The sequence below is a fragment of the Enterobacter cloacae complex sp. HYC033_NIDB genome (genome assembly GCF_056673335.1).
Map to the genome: position 1 here is coordinate 2,479,407 of NZ_CP115123.1, position 18,911 is coordinate 2,498,317.

Genomic DNA, 18,911 nt, shown 5'->3' on the forward strand with positions numbered 1-18,911 from the left:
GCGACCGATTTAGCAGTACCCCCGCTGCAATGGATTGACGGCGGGTATGTGAAACAACCCCATCCGGCACGGAGCCAGGTGGACGTTAATATTAACCTGAAGATTAAACATGACTGAATCTTTTGCTCAACTGTTTGAAGAATCCTTAAAAGAAATCGAAACCCGTCCGGGTTCCATCGTTCGTGGCGTTGTTGTTGCTATCGACAAAGACGTTGTACTGGTTGACGCCGGTCTGAAATCTGAGTCTGCCATCCCGGCTGAGCAGTTCAAAAACGCCCAGGGCGAGCTGGAAATCCAGGTTGGTGACGAAGTTGACGTTGCTCTGGACGCAGTAGAAGACGGCTTCGGCGAAACCCTGCTGTCTCGTGAGAAAGCTAAACGTCACGAAGCATGGATCACGCTGGAAAAAGCTTACGAAGAAGCTGAAACTGTGGTCGGTGTTATCAACGGCAAAGTTAAAGGTGGCTTCACTGTTGAGCTGAATGGTATTCGTGCGTTCCTGCCAGGTTCTCTGGTAGACGTTCGTCCAGTCCGTGACACCCTGCACCTCGAAGGCAAAGAGCTTGAGTTCAAAGTAATCAAGCTGGACCAGAAGCGTAACAACGTTGTTGTTTCCCGTCGTGCCGTTATCGAATCCGAAAACAGCGCAGAACGCGATCAGCTTCTGGAAAACCTGCAGGAAGGCATGGAAGTCAAAGGTATCGTTAAGAACCTCACTGACTACGGCGCATTCGTTGACCTGGGCGGCGTTGATGGCCTGCTGCACATCACCGACATGGCGTGGAAACGCGTTAAGCACCCAAGCGAAATCGTGAACGTGGGCGACGAAATCACTGTTAAAGTGCTGAAGTTCGACCGCGAGCGTACTCGTGTATCCCTCGGCCTGAAACAGCTGGGCGAAGATCCATGGGTAGCTATCGCTAAGCGTTACCCAGAAGGTACTAAACTGACTGGTCGCGTTACCAACCTGACTGACTACGGCTGCTTCGTTGAAATCGAAGAAGGCGTTGAAGGTCTGGTGCACGTTTCCGAAATGGACTGGACCAACAAAAACATCCACCCATCCAAAGTTGTTAACGTTGGTGATGTAGTGGAAGTGATGGTTCTGGATATCGACGAAGAACGTCGTCGTATCTCCCTGGGCCTGAAGCAGTGCAAAAACAACCCATGGCAGCAGTTCGCGGAAACCCACAACAAGGGCGACCGTGTTGAAGGTAAAATCAAGTCTATCACTGACTTCGGTATCTTCATCGGCCTGGACGGCGGCATCGATGGCCTGGTTCACCTGTCTGACATCTCCTGGAACGTTGCAGGCGAAGAAGCAGTTCGTGAATACAAAAAAGGCGACGAAATCGCAGCAGTTGTTCTGCAAGTTGACGCAGAGCGTGAGCGTATCTCCCTGGGCGTTAAACAGCTCGCAGAAGATCCGTTCAACAACTGGGTTGCACTGAACAAGAAAGGCGCAATCGTAAACGGTAAAGTGACTGCTGTTGACGCTAAAGGCGCAACCGTAGAACTGGCTGACGGCGTTGAAGGTTACCTGCGCGCTTCCGAAGCTTCACGTGACCGCGTTGAAGATGCAACTCTGGTTCTGAGCGTTGGTGACGACGTTGAAGCTAAGTTCACCGGTGTTGACCGTAAGAACCGTGCAATCAGCCTGTCTGTTCGTGCTAAAGACGAAGCTGATGAGAAAGATGCAATCGCAACTGTGAACAAACAGGAAGATGCAAACTTCTCTAACAACGCAATGGCTGAAGCTTTCAAAGCAGCTAAAGGCGAGTAAGTTCAGGTTCGCACCATCATTTGAGCTGTAACGCATTTACAGCGCGAAGGATGGAGAGCAGACTTGACAGATTGCAGGATTCGTCCTGTAATCAATAACAAAGGGCGGCTACGGCCGCCCTTGTTTAATAAGCTGTTCAGCTAATGGGTTTGAAAGGAACCGGAGGAATCATGACCAAGTCAGAATTGATTGAAAGACTTGCCAGTCAGCAACCGCATATCCCTGCTAAGGCTGTGGAAGATGCCGTTAAAGAGATGCTGGAGCATATGGCTACCACTCTTGCCCAGGGCGAGCGCATTGAAATCCGCGGTTTCGGTAGTTTTTCCCTGCACTATCGTGCACCACGTACCGGGCGTAACCCGAAGACTGGCGATAAAGTGGAGCTGGAAGGAAAGTATGTTCCGCACTTTAAGCCGGGTAAAGAACTGCGCGATCGCGCCAATATTTACGGTAACTGAGTTTAATCATCAGGGTTAAACTGAGTTTAAAGAAAGCACCTTAGGGTGCTTTTTTTGTATCCCGCCCCTGCATTTCTGAATACGTGCCGCATATTCATTTTCTCTTTGCTGTAAACGCTTAAAAGCGTTGCAGCGCCCACTGTAAAACACGCCTTTTCTGTCTGACGACACATCAGTCCCGCCGCATAATCACCTGAAACATGGAGGTGAAGATGGGGATCCACGTTATCAGTATGTGCGCCATTCTGGCCATAATCCCACTCTATTGGTTACCCGATTTGCCAGATTTACATCTTGTCTGGTTGCTGATTGCCGCAGGAGTTGCGTTATCCGTACAGCAGAGAAAATGGCTCAGGTTTTCAGGTCTCGCATTGCTTTTTATGTGCTGGGGGATCCTGACCGCTCAGGAAAGCGTATGGCCGATGAACCATTTAACGCAAGCACCGCAGCAGGCCGAGGTGGTCATTACCGCAACGGACGGCGCAACGATGCATCAGGGAAGGATTGTCAGCCTCAATGGAAAACGCGTGTGGGCTGCCATGGGCGTGGCGCTGTATGGCAACTATCTGCCGCAAAACGTCTGCGTGGGTCAACGCTGGGCAATGACCCTGCGGCTCAGGGCGGTACACGGAGAACTCAACGATGGCGGCTATGATTCACAGAAAAATGCCTTTGCCCGACACCAGACGCTGAGTGGACGGTTTACCCATGCGGCGCTCGTTGATGAAGGCTGTAGTCTGCGTGCGCACTACCTGACATCACTACAGAATACGCTTTCCGCATATCAGTGGGGACCTGTGATCCTGGGGCTGGGAATGGGGGAGCGGCTGTCGGTCTCGCGGGAGATAAAAAACCTGATGCGTGAGACCGGAACGATGCATCTGATGGCAATCTCGGGATTACATATTGCGCTGGCCGCTTCTGTCATCTGGTTTCTGGCGCGGGGCATTCAGTTCTTCCTGCCGGGCCGCTGGATTATCTGGCAAATCCCCTTGCTGGCAGGGCTGATTTTTGCCGCGTTTTACGCATGGCTAACGGGCTTGCAGCCGCCCGCGCTGCGCACGGTTATCGCGCTTGTGGTACTGGCTGCATTAAAAATGAGTGGTCGCCAGTGGTCGCCCTGGCAGGTATGGCTTACCTGCGTGGCGGCGATCCTGGTTTTCGATCCACTGGCGGTACTGTCACAAAGCCTGGCGTTGTCAGCGTTTGCGGTCGCCGCGCTTATTTTTTGGTATCAGTGGTTACCTCTCCCGCACTGGCAACGTGGCCGGTGCCTGCGGCCGCTGGTTACGCTGTTGTATTTGCAGGTCGGTATGCTGCTGCTTCTGTTGCCGCTTCAGGTGCTGATTTTCCATGGTTTCAGTCTCTCCTCGCTGGTGGCGAATCTGTTTGCCGTTCCTCTGGTCACGTTTATCTCAGTTCCGCTGATCCTGCTCGGCATGTTTCTGCATCTGTTTCCGGCCGCTGCGCTGGAAAGTATCGTCTGGCTGGCTGCTGATAAATCTCTGGCGGGGCTTTTCTGGCTATTGATGCGTTTACCGAATGGCTGGCAGGACGTTGATGAACGCTGGCAATACCTGACGTTACTGCCGTGGCTGCTGGTCATTGGCTGGCGATTCAGGGCCTTCAGCGCAGCCCCCGCAGTCTGTCTGGCAGGCAGCGTGGTGCTGGCCTTTCCCCTCTGGCACAGGGTTAAAACAGACAGCTGGTCCCTGCATATGCTGGATGTAGGGCAGGGGCTGGCGATGGTCATTGAGCGTCACGGGAAGGCCATTCTGTATGACACCGGGCTGGCATGGCCCGGTGGGGACAGTGCGCAGCAGCTGATTATCCCCTGGCTACGCTGGCATCATCTGAAACCGGAAGGGGTGATCCTGAGCCATGAACATCTCGACCACGCGGGGGGACTGGCATCGCTAAAAGCTGCCTGGCCCGCAATGTGGATCAGGAGCCCCTTATCCTGGTCCGGACATCTTCCGTGCTTTCGAGGACAGCGATGGCAGTGGCAGGGTTTAACGTTCTCCGTGCACTGGCCACCCGAAAACACCTCGGAGAAAGGTAACAACCGCTCCTGTGTGGTAAAAATCGATGACGGCGAACAGAGCGTGTTACTGACCGGAGACATTGAAGCGCAGGCAGAACTGGCAATGCTAAGCCATCGCTGGCGTCAGCTTGCGTCTACACTGATCCAGGTGCCGCATCATGGAAGTAACACGTCATCTTCAACACCGTTGCTACAGCGCGTAGAGGGGCAGGTTTCGTTGGCCTCGATGGCTCGCTATAACGCGTGGCGTTTCCCTTCTATTAAAGTGGTCCGGCGCTATCGAACGGAGGGATATCTCTGGCTTGATACCCCGCATTCCGGGCAGATATCTGTGACCTTTTCGCACCATAGTCGGCAAATTCGTCGCTTACGCGAACACTATTTACCGCGTTGGTATCATCAGTGGTTTGGCGCGCCCGTAGATAACGGGTAGAATATGCGGCTATTTCAACAAATGCTGGTTTTTTGAATGCATAACGACAAAGATCTCTCCACGTGGCAAACGTTCCGCCGGCTCTGGCCGATGATTGCTCCTTTCAAAACAGGCTTGATCGTGGCGGGCGTAGCGTTAATCCTCAACGCAGCCAGCGATACGTTTATGTTATCGCTTCTCAAACCGTTACTGGATGACGGTTTCGGTAAAACGGATCGTTCAGTGCTGCTATGGATGCCGCTGGTGGTTATTGGGCTGATGATCTTACGCGGAATCTCCAGCTATGTATCCAGCTACTGCATCTCCTGGGTATCCGGTAAAGTGGTGATGACCATGCGCCGTCGATTATTCAGTCATATGATGGGGATGCCGGTCTCATTCTTTGACAAACAGTCAACCGGCACCCTGCTGTCGCGTATTACCTACGATTCAGAGCAGGTGGCGTCGTCCTCTTCCAGCGCACTGATTACCGTTGTGCGTGAAGGCGCATCCATCATCGGCCTGTTCGCGATGATGTTCTATTACAGCTGGCAACTGTCGCTGATCCTTATTGTGCTGGCGCCGATTGTCTCCATCGCGATCCGCGTGGTATCAAAGCGTTTTCGCAACATCAGTAAAAATATGCAGAATACGATGGGGCAGGTGACTACCAGCGCCGAGCAGATGCTGAAAGGCCATAAGGAAGTGTTGATTTTCGGCGGTCAGGAAGTCGAAACCAAACGCTTTGACAAGGTCAGCAACAGAATGCGCCTGCAAGGAATGAAAATGGTATCGGCCTCGTCGATTTCCGATCCGATCATTCAGCTGATTGCCTCTCTGGCCCTGGCCTTCGTCCTGTATGCCGCCAGTTTCCCGAGCGTCATGGAAACCCTGACTGCGGGTACCATTACGGTGGTGTTCTCATCCATGATTGCGCTGATGCGTCCGCTGAAATCGCTGACTAACGTCAACGCCCAGTTCCAGCGCGGGATGGCAGCCTGTCAGACGCTGTTCAGCATCCTCGATTCCGAACAGGAAAAAGATGAAGGTACACGCGTGATCGAGCGCGCTAAAGGCGACCTGGAATTCCGTAACGTCACCTTTACCTATCCAGGCCGCGAAGTGCCGGCGCTGCGTGATATCAGCCTGTCCATCCCGGCGGGTAAAACCGTTGCGCTGGTCGGTCGTTCCGGTTCGGGCAAGTCGACCATTGCCAGCCTGATTACCCGTTTCTACGATATCGACCAGGGCGAGATCCTGCTTGATGGTCACGACCTGCGGGAATATACCCTCCAGTCGCTGCGTAACCAGGTCGCGCTGGTCTCGCAGAACGTGCATCTGTTCAACGATACGGTGGCGAACAACATTGCGTATGCCCGTACCGAAGAGTACAGCCGTGAAGAGATTGAGAATGCGGCGCGTATGGCCTATGCGATGGACTTCATTAACAAAATGGATAACGGTCTGGATACGATCATTGGCGAAAACGGGGTGCTGCTCTCCGGTGGTCAGCGTCAGCGTATCGCGATTGCCCGTGCGCTGCTGCGCAACAGCCCGATTCTGATCCTCGATGAAGCAACGTCCGCACTGGATACGGAATCTGAACGCGCTATCCAGTCTGCTCTGGATGAATTACAGAAAAACCGTACCTCGCTGGTTATCGCGCACCGTCTGTCGACCATCGAACAGGCTGACGAAATCGTGGTGGTGGAAGATGGCGTGATCGTTGAACGCGGCAGCCATGCGGACCTGCTGGAACAGCGTGGTGTTTACGCGCAGCTTCATAAAATGCAGTTCGGTCAATGATTGCACGCATCTGGTCGGGTGAATCCCCTCTGTGGGTGCTGCTTCTCCCGCTCTCCTGGCTGTATGGCCTGGTGAGCGGTGCTATTCGTCTGCTTTACCGCCTCGGGATCAAGCGCGCCTGGCGCGCACCGGTACCGGTGGTGGTGGTCGGCAACCTGACGGCGGGTGGAAACGGCAAAACCCCGGTGGTGATCTGGCTGGTAGAACAGCTCCATAAACGCGGTATCCGCCCGGGAGTTGTCTCACGCGGTTACGGTGGTAAAGCGGCGCAGTATCCACTGGTGCTGAGCCCAGCTACGACAACCGCTGAAGCCGGTGATGAGCCGGTACTGATTTACCAGCGTACCGGCGCGCCGGTTGCGGTATCGCCGGTGCGCAGTGATGCCGTGAAGGCACTGCTTGCGGAGCATGACGTACAAATCATTATTACCGATGATGGTTTGCAGCATTACGCGCTGGCGCGTGACAAAGAGATCGTGGTTATTGACGGCGTGCGGCGTTTTGGCAACGGCTGGTGGCTGCCAGCCGGTCCAATGCGTGAGCGTGCGTCGCGCCTGAAGAGCGTCGATGCTGTGATTGTAAACGGTGGTGAAGCCAGAGCGGGCGAAATCCCGATGCATCTTCGTCCCGGACAGGCCGTGAATATGTTGACCGGCGTGCGTAAAGACGTCGCGCAACTGGAACATCTGGTTGCGATGGCCGGTATAGGTCATCCGCCGCGTTTCTTCGCAACGCTGGAGCAGTGCGGCGCAAAGCTTGATAAACGGGTGCCGCTCGCCGATCACCAGGCGTTAGTTGCCGAAGAGGTTGAAAGGCTGGCAGCGCCGGGACAGACGCTGATCATGACGGAAAAAGACGCGGTAAAATGCCGGGCCTTTGCGAAAGAAAACTGGTGGTATCTGCCGGTTGACGCTGAACTCAGCGGCGAACAGCCGGAACATTTGCTCAAGGAACTGCTCGCGTTAGTGCAGTAACTTCTACGCGGTTCCGGTGGCGCTTTGACTGACAGGAAAACGCATGTCTCTATCGCAACTCTCACTTGCAGCCGCACGAAACTTGCATCTTGCCGCCCAGGGGCTTCTGAAAAAGCCCCGCCGCCGCGCGCAGCCAGCTGATATCCTCTCTACCGTGCAACGCATGTCGTTGCTGCAAATCGACACCATTAACATCGTGGCGCGTAGCCCGTATCTGGTCCTGTTTAGCCGCCTGGGAAACTATCCTCCGCAGTGGCTGGATAATGCGCTAAGTCAGGGCGAACTGATGGAATACTGGGCGCATGAAGCCTGTTTTCTCCCACGAAGCGATTTTGCTCTGGTGCGTCACCGCATGCTCGCCCCGGACAAAATGGGCTGGAAATACCGTCAGGAGTGGATGATGGAACACGCAGATGAAATAGAGCAACTGATTGCCCATATTCAGGAAAACGGGCCGGTACGCTCCGCGGATTTTGAACACCCGCGAAAAGGCGCAAGCGGATGGTGGGAGTGGAAACCGCACAAACGCCATCTTGAAGGGCTGTTTACGTCGGGCAAAGTGATGGTGGTCGAGCGTCGCAACTTTCAGCGCGTCTATGACCTCACACACCGCGTTATGCCTCACTGGGACGATACGCGTGACCTGCTGTCTCAGGACGCAGCCGAAGCCATCATGCTCGGGAACAGCGCCCGCAGCCTTGGCATCTTCCGCCCACAGTGGCTGGCGGATTATTATCGTCTGCGTCAGCCGCAGCTAAAACCACTGCTGGAATCGTGGCAGCGCGAACAGCGCGTCATGCCGGTCTCGGTAGAGTCGTTAGGTGAAATGTGGTTGCATGCGGATTTGTTCCCTCTGCTGGCGCAGGCGCAGGAGGGCAAACTCCAGGCGACCCACAGTGCCGTGCTGTCGCCGTTCGACCCCGTTGTCTGGGACAGAAAGCGGGCCGGGCAGTTGTTTAATTTCAGCTACCGTCTGGAATGCTACACTCCGGCGCCCAGACGGCAGTATGGTTATTTTGTTTTGCCGCTGCTGCACAAAGGCCAGCTAGTCGGGCGCATGGACGCTAAAATGCACCGTAAAACCGGCATGCTTGAAATTATCGCGCTCTGGCTGGAAGAGGGCATAAAGGTCACGGCTGGCCTGGAAAAAGGGTTAACGACTGCGCTCAGTGAATTTGCGCGCTGGCAGGGGGCGCATGAGATTGTACTCGGTCGCGTGCCTGCGGGGCTGTTTACGACCTGTCGAGGTGGCTGGGAAACAGGCACTCCCTGAAAAGGGAATGTGATAAGCTTTAGCGATTACCCATACGGAGGAACTATGGATCACCGTTTACTTGAAATTATTGCCTGCCCGGTGTGCAACGGCAAACTGTATTACAGCCAGGATAAACAAGAGCTGATTTGCAAACTGGACAGCCTGGCGTTCCCGCTGCGTGACGGTATTCCGGTCCTGCTGGAAAATGAAGCCCGTTCCCTGGTGGCAGAAGAGATCAAACCATGAGTTTTGTTGTCATTATCCCTGCGCGTTATGCTTCCACGCGCCTGCCAGGTAAACCGCTGGTGGATATCAATGGCAAACCGATGATTGTGCATGTCCTTGAACGGGCACGCGAATCGGGCGCCGGACGCGTCATCGTCGCCACCGATCACCCGGATGTTGCGCGCGCGGTTGAGGCCGCGGGTGGGGAAGTGTGCATGACCCGTGCCGATCATCAGTCAGGCACCGAGCGCCTGGCGGAAGTCGTCGAAAAATGCGGTTTCAGCGACGAGACGGTGATTGTGAACGTGCAGGGCGATGAGCCGATGATCCCGGCGGCGATTATCCGTCAGGTGGCCGACAACCTGGCACAGCGTCAGGTCGGGATGGCGACCCTCGCGGTGCCGATTCACCACGCTGAAGAGGCGTTCAATCCGAATGCGGTGAAAGTGGTCATGGACGCAGAGGGCTACGCGCTCTATTTCTCCCGCGCCACCATTCCGTGGGATCGCGATCGTTTTGCGCAATCGAAAGAGACAATCGGCGAAACCTTCCTGCGCCACATCGGTATTTACGGCTACCGCGCCGGCTTTATTCGTCGCTACGTCGCCTGGGCACCAAGCCCGCTGGAGCATATTGAAATGCTCGAACAGCTTCGCGTGCTGTGGTACGGCGAGAAAATTCACGTTGCGGTTGCCCAGGAAATCCCAGGCACCGGCGTGGATACCCCTGAAGATCTCGAGCGCGTACGCGTCGAAATGCGTTAATTCGCTGGCATCCCCTCGTCTGGGGGGATGTTCTCCCGCCTGGCTATTTTCCTTTTCTTTTTCATTATTGATCTCTACCGGGTGACATCCGGGTTTCGCGCGCTCATTATAAAAGCAGTAGTCTTAATGGGGGTAATCTCATATGGAACAGCTGCGTGCTGAACTCAGCCATCTCCTTGGTGAAAAGCTAAGCCGGGTGGAATGCGTGAATGAAAAGGCCGATACCGCACTCTGGTCGTTGTACGACAGTCAGGGAAACCCCATGCCGCTGATGGCCAGAAGTTTTACCTCGCCTGGCGTCGCCAGACAGCTGGCCTGGAAAATGTCGATGCTGGCGCGGGAAGGGACTGTCCGCATGCCGACGGTCTACGGCGTGATGACCCATGAGGAGCATCCCGGCCCGGATGTTCTGCTTATCGAGCGTTTACGCGGGGTTTCTGTTGAAGCCCCGACGCGTACACCGGAGCGCTGGGAACAGCTGAAAGATCAGATTGTCGAGGCTCTGCTTGCCTGGCATCGGCAGGACAGCCGGGGTCTTGTTGGCGCGGTGGACAGCACGCAGGAAAACCTGTGGCCGCTGTGGTATCGCCAGCGTGTTGAAGTGCTGTGGGGCACGCTGAACCAGTTCAACAACACCGGTTTAACGATGCAGGACAAACGTATTTTATTCCGCACCCGGGAGTGTCTGCCGACGCTGTTTGAGGGCTTTAACGACAACTGCGTGCTGGTTCACGGCAATTTCACGCTGCGCAGTATGCTTAAAGACTCGCGCAGCGACCAGCTGCTGGCGATGGTCGGGCCGGGGATCATGCTCTGGGCGCCGCGCGAGTACGAACTGTTCAGGCTGAGCGAGGGCGGGGCGGCGGAAGATTTGCTCTGGCACTATCTTCAGCGCGCCCCCGTTGCGGAGGCCTTTCTCTGGCGACGCTGGCTCTATCTTCTCTGGGATGAGGTGGCGCAGCTGGTCAACACCGGGCGCTTTAATCGCGCCAGTTTCGATCTGGCCGCAAAATCACTCCTGCCCTGGCTTGCCTGACGAACCTTTGAGCCACTGACAGAGGCGGCCAAGCGTCTCGTAGCCGACGCGATCGCTGTGCATCAGCCATACCGGGGACGGGATTATCCGTTCCCACGGATTGAGCGGGGCGTCAATAGCCATCTGGTTTGCCGGAGCAGGAAGCGGATGCAGGCCCTGCTTCTCAAAGAAAATCATTGCGCGCGGCAGGTGTGAAGCAGAGGTCACCAGCAGGAACGGTACATCACCGATGGCCTGTTTCACCGCCGCCGCCTCTTCTTCGGTATCTTTTGGGCTATCCAGCGTGATGATGGCGGAACGTGGTACGCCAAGCGATTCAGCCACTCTTGCTCCTGCTTCAGCGGTACTGACCGGGTTGGTTTTTGCCGCAGCGCCCGTGAAGATCATCTTCGATCCCGGATTGGCCAGCCACAGGCGGATCCCCTCGTTCAGGCGCGGCAGGCTGTTGTTGATCAGGTTCGAGCTGGGCGCCCAGTTCGGATCCCAGGTATATCCGCCGCCCAGCACCACGATATAGCCCACCTTCTGATTTCCCTGCCATGTCGGGTAGGTGTTTTCAATCGGACGTAATAAACCGTCAGCGACCGGTTGCAGGCTGAGTAACAGCAGCGCCAGCCAGCCCACGGTAACGAGGGATTTACCGCTTTTCTGAAAGCGGCTAAACCATATTAATGCCAGCCCCAGCGCGATGAAAAGCAACAGCAGGGGAAGGGGAAGCATCATGCCTCCGATATATTTTTTTAGGGTAAAAAGCATCCTTTTTGGTTCCTTTTTTAACCATACAGCAGGCGATTGTCGGTGATATTACACCAGAGTGGTTCATTCTCCGCGCGGGTGTGACAAAATAGCGGTTTTGCAGTGAGTGGAACCCTCCCAATGCGGGATCGCAATTTTGATGACATCGCGGAAAAGTTTTCGCGCAACATTTATGGCACCACCAAAGGTCAGCTTCGTCAGACGATCCTCTGGCAGGATCTGGACAAGCTGCTGGCTGAATTCGGTGACCGACCGTTGCGCGTGCTGGATGCCGGCGGTGGGGAAGGTCAGACTGCAATTCTGATGGCGCAGCGGGGACATCACGTCACGCTTTGCGATCTTTCTGCCGAGATGGTTGCGCGCGCAGGGCGAGCGGCAGAAGAGAAAGGTGTGAGCGACAACATGCATTTTATACATTGCGCCGCTCAGGACATTCCGCAGCATTTGGAAACGCAGGTTGATCTGATATTGTTTCATGCTGTGCTCGAATGGATCGCCGAACCACAAGCGATGTTAAAAACGCTGTGGTCGATGTTGCGCCCGGGCGGTGCGTTATCGCTGATGTTTTACAATGCCAACGGCCTGCTAATGCGAAACGTGCTGGTCGGCAATTTTGGCTATGTACAGCAGGGCATGTATAAAAAGAAACGACGCACGCTTTCACCGGATTTCCCCCGTGAACCGCAGCAGGTCTATGGCTGGCTGGAGGAGATCGGTTGGGAAATTACCGGCAAAACCGGCGTGAGGGTGTTTCATGATTATCTGCGTGATAAACAAAAACAGGATGACTGTTTAGACGCCTTAACAGAAATAGAGACGCGGTACTGCCGTCAGGAGCCTTATCTGAGCCTTGGCCGCTATATACACGTCACCGCGCGCAAGCCGCAGATGCAAGGATAATCTATGAGTGAATTTTCCCAGACAGTCCCCGAACTGGTTGCCTGGGCCAGGAAAAACGATTTCTCCATCTCGCTGCCGGTAGACAGACTCTCATTCCTGCTGGCGGTTGCGACGCTAAACGGCGAACGCCTGGATGGCGAAATGAGTGAAGGCGAACTGGTGGATGCGTTCCGCCACGTCAGTGATGCGTTTGAGCAAACCAGCGAAACCATTAGCGTGCGTGCCAACAACGCAATCAATGATATGGTGCGTCAACGTCTGCTGAACCGCTTTACCAGCGAGCAGGCGGAAGGAAACGCCATCTATCGTCTTACGCCACTGGGCATTGGCATTACCGACTATTACATCCGCCAGCGCGAATTTTCCACGCTACGTCTCTCCATGCAGCTCTCTATTGTTGCAGGCGAGCTGAAGCGTGCCGCCGACGCGGCTGATGAAAACGGTGATGAATTCCACTGGCATCGCAACGTTTACGCGCCGCTGAAATATTCGGTTGCCGAGATTTTCGACAGTATCGATCTGACTCAACGTCTGATGGACGAACAGCAGCAGCAGGTGAAAGACGATATCGCTCAACTGCTTAATAAAGACTGGCGTGCGGCCATCTCCAGCTGTGAACTCTTGCTGTCAGAAACGTCGGGTACGCTGCGTGAGTTGCAGGATACGCTGGAGGCGGCGGGAGATAAGCTACAGGCCAATCTGCTACGCATTCAGGACGCGACGATGGCGCACGACGATCTGCATTTTATCGACCGTCTGGTGTTTGATTTGCAGAGCAAGCTTGACCGCATTATCAGCTGGGGCCAGCAGTCGATCGACCTGTGGATCGGTTACGACCGCCACGTGCATAAATTTATCCGTACCGCCATCGATATGGATAAGAATCGCGTCTTTGCTCAACGTCTGCGCCAGTCGGTACAGACCTACTTCGATGCGCCGTGGGCGCTGACCTACGCCAACGCCGATCGTCTGCTGGATATGCGCGACGAAGAGATGGCGCTGCGTGATGAAGAGGTCACCGGTGAACTGCCGCCGGATCTGGAATACGAAGAATTTAACGAAATTCGCGAGCAGCTTGCGGCGATGATCGAAGAACAGCTCGCTGTCTACAAAACCAGACAAGCACCGCTGGATCTTGGCCTCGTGGTACGCGACTATCTGGCGCAGTATCCGCGCGCGCGCCACTTCGATGTTGCCCGCATTGTTGTAGACCAGGCGGTGCGCCTGGGCATCGCACAAGCCGATTTCACCGGACTGCCGCCGAAGTGGCAGCCGATTAACGATTACGGAGCCAAGGTACAGGCGCATGTCATTGACAAATATTGAACACGTGATGCCAGTTAAGCTGGCACAGGCGCTGGCGAATCCGTTGTTTCCGGCGCTGGATAGCCAGCTGCGTGCCGGTCGTCACATTGGCCTTGACGAGCTGGATAATCACGCCTTTTTGATGGACTTTCAGGAGTACCTGGAAGAGTTTTACGCTCGCTATAACGTTGAGCTGATCCGCGCGCCGGAAGGGTTTTTCTACCTGCGTCCGCGCTCTACCACGCTTATTCCGCGCTCGGTGCTTTCCGAACTGGATATGATGGTCGGCAAAATTCTCTGCTACCTCTATCTCAGCCCGGAACGTCTGGCGAATGAAGGGATCTTCACCCAGCAGGAGCTTTACGATGAGCTGCTGTCGCTGGCGGATGAAAGCAAGCTGCTCAAGCTGGTCAATAACCGCTCAACGGGGTCCGATCTGGACCGTCAGAAATTACAGGAAAAAGTTCGCTCTTCCCTGAACCGTCTGCGCCGTCTGGGAATGGTCTGGTTCATGGGTCACGACAGCAGCAAGTTCCGTATTACCGAATCGGTCTTCCGTTTTGGCGCCGATGTGCGTGCGGGTGACGATGCGCGTGAAGCGCAGCTGCGCATGATCCGTGACGGTGAAGCGATGCCGGTGGAAAACCATTTGCAGCTCAATGACGAGCCTGAAGAGAATCAGCCGGATAGCGGGGAGGAAGAGTAATGATTGAACGCGGTAAATTTCGCTCACTAACGCTGATCAACTGGAACGGCTTCTTTGCCCGAACATTCGATCTGGATGAGCTGGTGACAACGCTCTCCGGCGGTAACGGGGCGGGTAAATCCACCACCATGGCGGCCTTCGTGACGGCGCTGATCCCTGACCTGACCCTGCTGCACTTCCGTAACACCACTGAAGCGGGCGCCACGAGCGGCTCTCGTGATAAAGGTCTGCACGGTAAGCTGAAAGCGGGCGTCTGTTATTCAGTGCTGGACGTCATCAACTCCCGCCATCAGCGCGTGGTTGTAGGCGTGCGTCTGCAACAGGTTGCTGGCCGCGACCGTAAAGTAGATATCAAACCGTTTGCGATCCAGGGACTACCAACCTCCGTACAGCCGACCGCGCTGCTGACGGAAACCCTAAATGAACGTCAGGCGCGCGTCCTCACGCTCCAGGAGCTGAAAGACAAGCTGGAAGCTATCGAAGGCGTGCAGTTTAAGCAGTTTAACTCCATTACCGACTATCACTCTCTGATGTTCGATCTCGGTGTGGTAGCCCGTCGTCTGCGCAGCGCGTCAGATCGTAGTAAATACTACCGTCTGATTGAAGCCTCCCTGTACGGCGGTATCTCCAGCGCCATTACGCGCTCACTGCGCGACTACCTGCTGCCGGAAAACAGCGGCGTGCGTAAGGCTTTCCAGGATATGGAAGCCGCGCTGCGTGAAAACCGCATGACGCTGGAAGCGATTCGCGTCACACAGTCTGACCGCGACCTGTTTAAGCACCTGATCAGCGAAGCCACCAACTACGTGGCGGCGGACTATATGCGCCACGCCAACGAGCGCCGTATTCATCTCGATCAGGCGCTGGAATACCGCCGCGAGCTGTTTACCTCCCGCAAACAGCTGGTGGCTGAGCAGTATAAGCATGTCGAAATGGCGCGCGAACTGGGCGAGCACAACGGTGCGGAAGGGGATCTGGAAGCCGATTACCAGGCGGCCAGCGATCACCTGAACCTGGTGCAGACCGCGCTGCGTCAGCAGGAAAAAATCGAGCGCTATGAAGCCGATCTGGATGAGCTGCAAATTCGTCTTGAAGAGCAAAATGAAGTGGTGGCCGAAGCCGCCGATTTGCAGGAAGAGAACGAAGCCCGCGCGGAAGCCGCCGAGCTGGAAGTGGATGAGCTGAAAAGCCAGCTTGCTGATTACCAGCAGGCGCTGGACGTGCAGCAGACGCGTGCGATTCAGTACAACCAGGCATTGCAGGCGTTGCAGCGTGCCAAAGAGCTGTGCCATCTGCCGGACCTGACCCCGGAAAGCGCTGACGAATGGCTGGATACCTTCCAGGCCAAAGAGCAGGAAGCCACTGAGAAACTGCTTTCTCTCGATCAGAAAATGAGCGTGGCGCAAACGGCGCATAGCCAGTTTGAGCAGGCGTACCAGCTGGTGGTGGCGATTAACGGTCCGCTGGCGCGTAACGAAGCGTGGGACGTTGCCCGTGAGCTGCTGCGCGACGGCGTCAATCAACGCCATCTGGCCGAACAGGTGCAGTCGCTGCGCATGCGCCTGAACGAGCTGGAACAGCGTCTGCGTGAACAGCAGGAAGCCGAGCGTCTGCTGGCGGAATTCTGCAAGCGTCAGGGTAAAAATTACGATTTCGACGAGCTTGAGGCCCTGCACCAGGAGCTGGAAGCGCGTATTGCGGCCCTGTCGGATACCGTATCGAACGCCAGCGAACAGCGCATGACGCTGCGTCAGGAGCTGGAACAGCTTCAGTCGCGTTCGAAGACGCTCTTACAGCGTGCGCCGATCTGGCTGGCTGCACAAAGCAGCCTGAACCAGCTCAGCGAACAGTGTGGCCAGGAGTTTGCCTCCAGCCAGGACGTCACCGAGTACATGCAACAGCTGCTGGAGCGCGAGCGTGAAGCGATTGTTGAGCGTGACGAAGTGGGTGCGCGCAAGCGTGACGTCGATGAAGAGATCGAGCGTTTAAGCCAGCCTGGCGGCTCAGAAGATCCGCGCCTGAATGCCTTAGCCGAGCGTTTCGGCGGCGTGCTGCTGTCTGAAATTTACGACGATGTCGGCCTGGACGATGCGCCGTACTTCTCCGCGCTGTACGGTCCATCCCGTAACGCGATTGTGGTGCCGGATCTGTCGCTGATTTCGGACCAGCTTGCAGGGCTGGAAGACTGCCCGGAAGATCTCTACCTCATCGAAGGGGATCCGCAGTCGTTTGATGACAGCGTATTCAGCGTCGACGAGCTGGAAAAAGCGGTGGTGGTGAAAATCGCCGATCGCCAGTGGCGCTATTCGCGCTTCCCGGAACTGCCGCTGTTTGGCCGCGCCGCGCGTGAAAACCGTATTGAAAGCCTGCACGCTGAGCGCGAAACGCTTTCTGAACGTTTTGCAACCCTGTCGTTTGATGTTCAAAAAACGCAGCGTCTGCATCAGGCGTTCAGCCGCTTTATCGGCAGCCACCTGGGCGTTGCCTTTGAGCCCGATCCGGAAGCTGAAATCCGCAAGCTCAACACCCGCCGTGGTGAGCTGGAGCGTGCGCTTGCCAGCCATGAAAATGACAACCAGCAAAGCCGCGTGCAGTTCGAGCAGGCGAAAGAGGGCGTTGCGGCCCTTAACCGCATCCTGCCGCGCCTGAACCTGCTGGCGGACGATACGCTCGCCGACCGCGTGGACGAAATTCAGGAACGTCTGGACGAAGCGCAGGAAGCGGCGCGCTTTGTGCAGCAGCACGGCAATCAGCTGGCAAAACTGGAGCCGATGGTTTCCGTTCTCCAGAGCGACCCGGAACAGTTTGAGCAGTTAAAAGAAGATTACGCCTGGTCACAGCAGGTGCAGCGCGAAGCGCGTCAGCAGGCGTTTGCCCTGACGGAAGTGGTGCAACGTCGCGCACACTTCGGCTACTCCGATTCAGCAGAAATGCTGAGCGGGAACAGTGATCTTAATGAAAAGCTGCGCGAGCGTCTTGAGCAGGCCGAAGCAGAGCGTACGCGCGCCCGTGAAGCGATGCGTACTCACGCCGCACAGCTGAGCCAGTACAGCCAGGTCATGGCCTCGCTGAAAAGCTCCTTCGACACCAAGAAAGAGCTGTTAAACGATCTGCATAAAGAGTTGCAGGACATCGGCGTGCGCGCCGACAGCGGTGCAGAAGAGCGGGCGCGTATTCGCCGCGATGAGCTGCATGCTCAGCTCAGTAACAACCGCGCGCGTCGTAATCAGCTGGAAAAAGCGCTGACCTTCTGTGAAGCGGAGATGGACAACCTGACGCGACGCCTGCGCAAGCTGGAGCGTGACTATCATGAGATGCGTGAACAGGTTGTGACCGCGAAGGCGGGGTGGTGCGCGGTGATGCGCATGGTGAAAGATAACAACGTGGAGCGTCGTCTGCATCGTCGCGAGCTGGCGTACCTGTCAGCCGATGAACTGCGCTCTATGTCGGATAAGGCGCTGGGCGCGCTGCGTCTGGCGGTGGCGGACAATGAACACCTGCGTGACGTGCTGCGTATGTCCGAAGATCCGAAGCGTCCTGAGCGCAAAATTCAGTTCTTCGTGGCGGTTTATCAGCACTTACGCGAGCGTATTCGTCAGGACATCATCCGTACCGACGATCCGGTGGAAGCGATCGAACAGATGGAGATCGAGCTGGGCCGTTTGACGGAGGAGCTGACCTCCCGCGAGCAGAAGCTGGCAATCAGCTCCCGCAGCGTGGCGAATATTATTCGTAAAACCATTCAGCGCGAGCAGAACCGCATCCGTCAGCTGAACCAGGGCCTGCAAAGCGTGTCGTTTGGCCAGGTCAACAGCGTGCGGCTGAACGTGAACGTGCGTGAGGCGCACTCCACGCTGCTGGACGTGTTGTCTGAACAGCACGAACAGCATCAGGATCTGTTCAACAGTAACCGCCTGACCTTCTCCGAAGCGCTGGCGAAGCTATATCAGCGTCTGAATCCGCAGATTGACATGGGCCAGCGTACGCCGCAAACCATCGGCGAGGAGCTGCTGGACTACCGCAACTATCTGGAAATGGAAGTTGAGGTTAACCGTGGCTCAGACGGCTGGCTGCGCGCGGAATCCGGTGCGCTCTCTACCGGTGAAGCTATCGGTACCGGTATGTCGATTCTGGTGATGGTGGTGCAGAGCTGGGAAGATGAAGCGCGTCGTCTGCGCGGCAAAGACATCTCGCCATGCCGTCTGCTGTTCCTCGATGAAGCCGCGCGTCTCGACGCCCGCTCCATCGCCACGCTGTTTGAGCTTTGCGAGCGACTCGATATGCAGCTCATCATCGCGGCGCCGGAAAACATCAGTCCGGAAAAAGGGACAACCTATAAGCTGGTGCGTAAGGTGTTTCAGAACAGTGAACACGTACACGTCGTGGGCCTGCGTGGTTTCGCCCCGCAGCCACCGGAGTCATTACCGGGCACGGCTGACGCCTCTTAACCCGGGGTGCGACAAATAGCGGCGCTCATGCGCCGCTTT

At 56.0% G+C, this 18,911-nt stretch carries 14 protein-coding genes; 13 read left to right on the forward strand and 1 reads right to left on the reverse strand.

Going from position 1 to position 18,911, the window contains the following annotated elements; genetic code table 11:
• Positions 1 to 109 precede the first annotated feature (109 nt).
• The 9 genes from rpsA (at position 110) to O1721_RS11815 (ending at position 10,757) form a co-directional block, all read left to right on the forward strand.
• On the forward strand, positions 110 to 1,783 hold the full coding sequence (rpsA, locus tag O1721_RS11775; protein ID WP_003858235.1) for a 30S ribosomal protein S1: 1,674 nt from the start codon (positions 110 to 112) through the stop codon (positions 1,781 to 1,783).
• 170 nt (positions 1,784 to 1,953) lie between these two features.
• The gene (gene ihfB / locus O1721_RS11780; protein ID WP_003858233.1) at positions 1,954 to 2,241 is read left to right on the forward strand and encodes an integration host factor subunit beta; all 288 of its coding nucleotides are present in this window, start codon (positions 1,954 to 1,956) and stop codon (positions 2,239 to 2,241) included.
• Between the two features lie 212 nt (positions 2,242 to 2,453).
• On the forward strand, positions 2,454 to 4,718 hold the full coding sequence (locus O1721_RS11785; protein WP_032647892.1) for a ComEC family protein: 2,265 nt from the start codon (positions 2,454 to 2,456) through the stop codon (positions 4,716 to 4,718).
• A 36-nt stretch (positions 4,719 to 4,754) separates the two neighbouring features.
• Positions 4,755 to 6,503, forward strand: coding sequence for a lipid A ABC transporter ATP-binding protein/permease MsbA (msbA, locus tag O1721_RS11790; RefSeq protein ID WP_017693697.1), 1,749 nt, complete (start codon positions 4,755 to 4,757; stop codon positions 6,501 to 6,503).
• The gene (gene lpxK / locus O1721_RS11795) at positions 6,500 to 7,477 is read left to right on the forward strand and encodes a tetraacyldisaccharide 4'-kinase (protein ID WP_032647893.1); all 978 of its coding nucleotides are present in this window, start codon (positions 6,500 to 6,502) and stop codon (positions 7,475 to 7,477) included. Before msbA ends, lpxK begins: the two co-directional genes overlap by 4 nt.
• Before the next feature lie 43 nt (positions 7,478 to 7,520).
• Positions 7,521 to 8,750 (forward strand): winged helix-turn-helix domain-containing protein, encoded by a 1,230-nt coding sequence (locus tag O1721_RS11800; RefSeq protein WP_032647894.1) that lies wholly within the window; start codon positions 7,521 to 7,523, stop codon positions 8,748 to 8,750.
• Positions 8,751 to 8,795: 45 nt separating this feature from the next.
• A complete protein-coding gene (gene ycaR, locus O1721_RS11805) occupies positions 8,796 to 8,978 on the forward strand; it encodes a protein YcaR (RefSeq protein WP_003858220.1) in 183 nt (60 codons plus the stop codon).
• The gene (gene kdsB, locus O1721_RS11810) at positions 8,975 to 9,721 is read left to right on the forward strand and encodes a 3-deoxy-manno-octulosonate cytidylyltransferase (protein WP_015570964.1); all 747 of its coding nucleotides are present in this window, start codon (positions 8,975 to 8,977) and stop codon (positions 9,719 to 9,721) included. The genes ycaR and kdsB overlap by 4 nt, the downstream gene beginning before the upstream one ends.
• 142 nt (positions 9,722 to 9,863) lie before the next feature.
• Positions 9,864 to 10,757: a YcbJ family phosphotransferase gene (locus O1721_RS11815; protein ID WP_003858216.1), complete on the forward strand. Its 894-nt coding sequence runs from the start codon at positions 9,864 to 9,866 to the stop codon at positions 10,755 to 10,757.
• Here O1721_RS11815 and elyC read toward each other — a convergent pair.
• Positions 10,734 to 11,513: an envelope biogenesis factor ElyC gene (gene elyC / locus O1721_RS11820; RefSeq protein ID WP_032647895.1), complete on the reverse strand. Its 780-nt coding sequence runs from the start codon at positions 11,511 to 11,513 to the stop codon at positions 10,734 to 10,736. The genes O1721_RS11815 and elyC overlap by 24 nt on opposite strands.
• A gap of 120 nt (positions 11,514 to 11,633) precedes the next feature.
• On the opposite strand from elyC, the gene cmoM reads away from it, so the two are divergent.
• Genes cmoM through mukB form a run of 4 tightly spaced genes read left to right on the forward strand, consistent with a single transcriptional unit; the run spans position 11,634 to position 18,872 of the window.
• Complete coding sequence (cmoM, locus tag O1721_RS11825) at positions 11,634 to 12,413, forward strand: tRNA uridine 5-oxyacetic acid(34) methyltransferase CmoM (protein ID WP_003858212.1); 780 nt, start codon at positions 11,634 to 11,636, stop codon at positions 12,411 to 12,413.
• A 3-nt stretch (positions 12,414 to 12,416) separates the two neighbouring features.
• Positions 12,417 to 13,739 carry a chromosome partition protein MukF gene (mukF, locus tag O1721_RS11830; RefSeq protein ID WP_015570962.1) on the forward strand — a complete coding sequence of 441 codons (1,323 nt, stop codon included), beginning with the start codon at positions 12,417 to 12,419 and terminating at the stop codon, positions 13,737 to 13,739.
• Entirely contained in the window at positions 13,720 to 14,424 is a 705-nt protein-coding gene (mukE, locus tag O1721_RS11835) for a chromosome partition protein MukE (protein WP_032647897.1), read from the forward strand. Before mukF ends, mukE begins: the two co-directional genes overlap by 20 nt.
• Positions 14,424 to 18,872 carry a chromosome partition protein MukB gene (gene mukB / locus O1721_RS11840; RefSeq protein WP_032647899.1) on the forward strand — a complete coding sequence of 1,483 codons (4,449 nt, stop codon included), beginning with the start codon at positions 14,424 to 14,426 and terminating at the stop codon, positions 18,870 to 18,872. Before mukE ends, mukB begins: the two co-directional genes overlap by 1 nt.
• The last annotated feature ends 39 nt before the right edge of the window (positions 18,873 to 18,911 follow it).

Excerpts from the sequence above, each read along its gene's own strand:
- rpsA (WP_003858235.1), top strand. The coding sequence starts at position 110 with ATGACTGAATCTTTTGCTCAACTGTTTGAAGAATCCTTAAAAGAAATC.
- ihfB (WP_003858233.1), top strand. The coding sequence starts at position 1,954 with ATGACCAAGTCAGAATTGATTGAAAGACTTGCCAGTCAGCAACCGCAT.
- O1721_RS11785 (WP_032647892.1), top strand. The coding sequence starts at position 2,454 with ATGGGGATCCACGTTATCAGTATGTGCGCCATTCTGGCCATAATCCCA.
- msbA (WP_017693697.1), top strand. The coding sequence starts at position 4,755 with ATGCATAACGACAAAGATCTCTCCACGTGGCAAACGTTCCGCCGGCTC.
- lpxK (WP_032647893.1), top strand. The coding sequence starts at position 6,500 with ATGATTGCACGCATCTGGTCGGGTGAATCCCCTCTGTGGGTGCTGCTT.
- O1721_RS11800 (WP_032647894.1), top strand. The coding sequence starts at position 7,521 with ATGTCTCTATCGCAACTCTCACTTGCAGCCGCACGAAACTTGCATCTT.
- ycaR (WP_003858220.1), top strand. The coding sequence starts at position 8,796 with ATGGATCACCGTTTACTTGAAATTATTGCCTGCCCGGTGTGCAACGGC.
- kdsB (WP_015570964.1), top strand. The coding sequence starts at position 8,975 with ATGAGTTTTGTTGTCATTATCCCTGCGCGTTATGCTTCCACGCGCCTG.
- O1721_RS11815 (WP_003858216.1), top strand. The coding sequence starts at position 9,864 with ATGGAACAGCTGCGTGCTGAACTCAGCCATCTCCTTGGTGAAAAGCTA.
- elyC (WP_032647895.1), bottom strand. The coding sequence starts at position 11,513 with ATGCTTTTTACCCTAAAAAAATATATCGGAGGCATGATGCTTCCCCTT.
- cmoM (WP_003858212.1), top strand. The coding sequence starts at position 11,634 with ATGCGGGATCGCAATTTTGATGACATCGCGGAAAAGTTTTCGCGCAAC.
- mukF (WP_015570962.1), top strand. The coding sequence starts at position 12,417 with ATGAGTGAATTTTCCCAGACAGTCCCCGAACTGGTTGCCTGGGCCAGG.
- mukE (WP_032647897.1), top strand. The coding sequence starts at position 13,720 with ATGTCATTGACAAATATTGAACACGTGATGCCAGTTAAGCTGGCACAG.
- mukB (WP_032647899.1), top strand. The coding sequence starts at position 14,424 with ATGATTGAACGCGGTAAATTTCGCTCACTAACGCTGATCAACTGGAAC.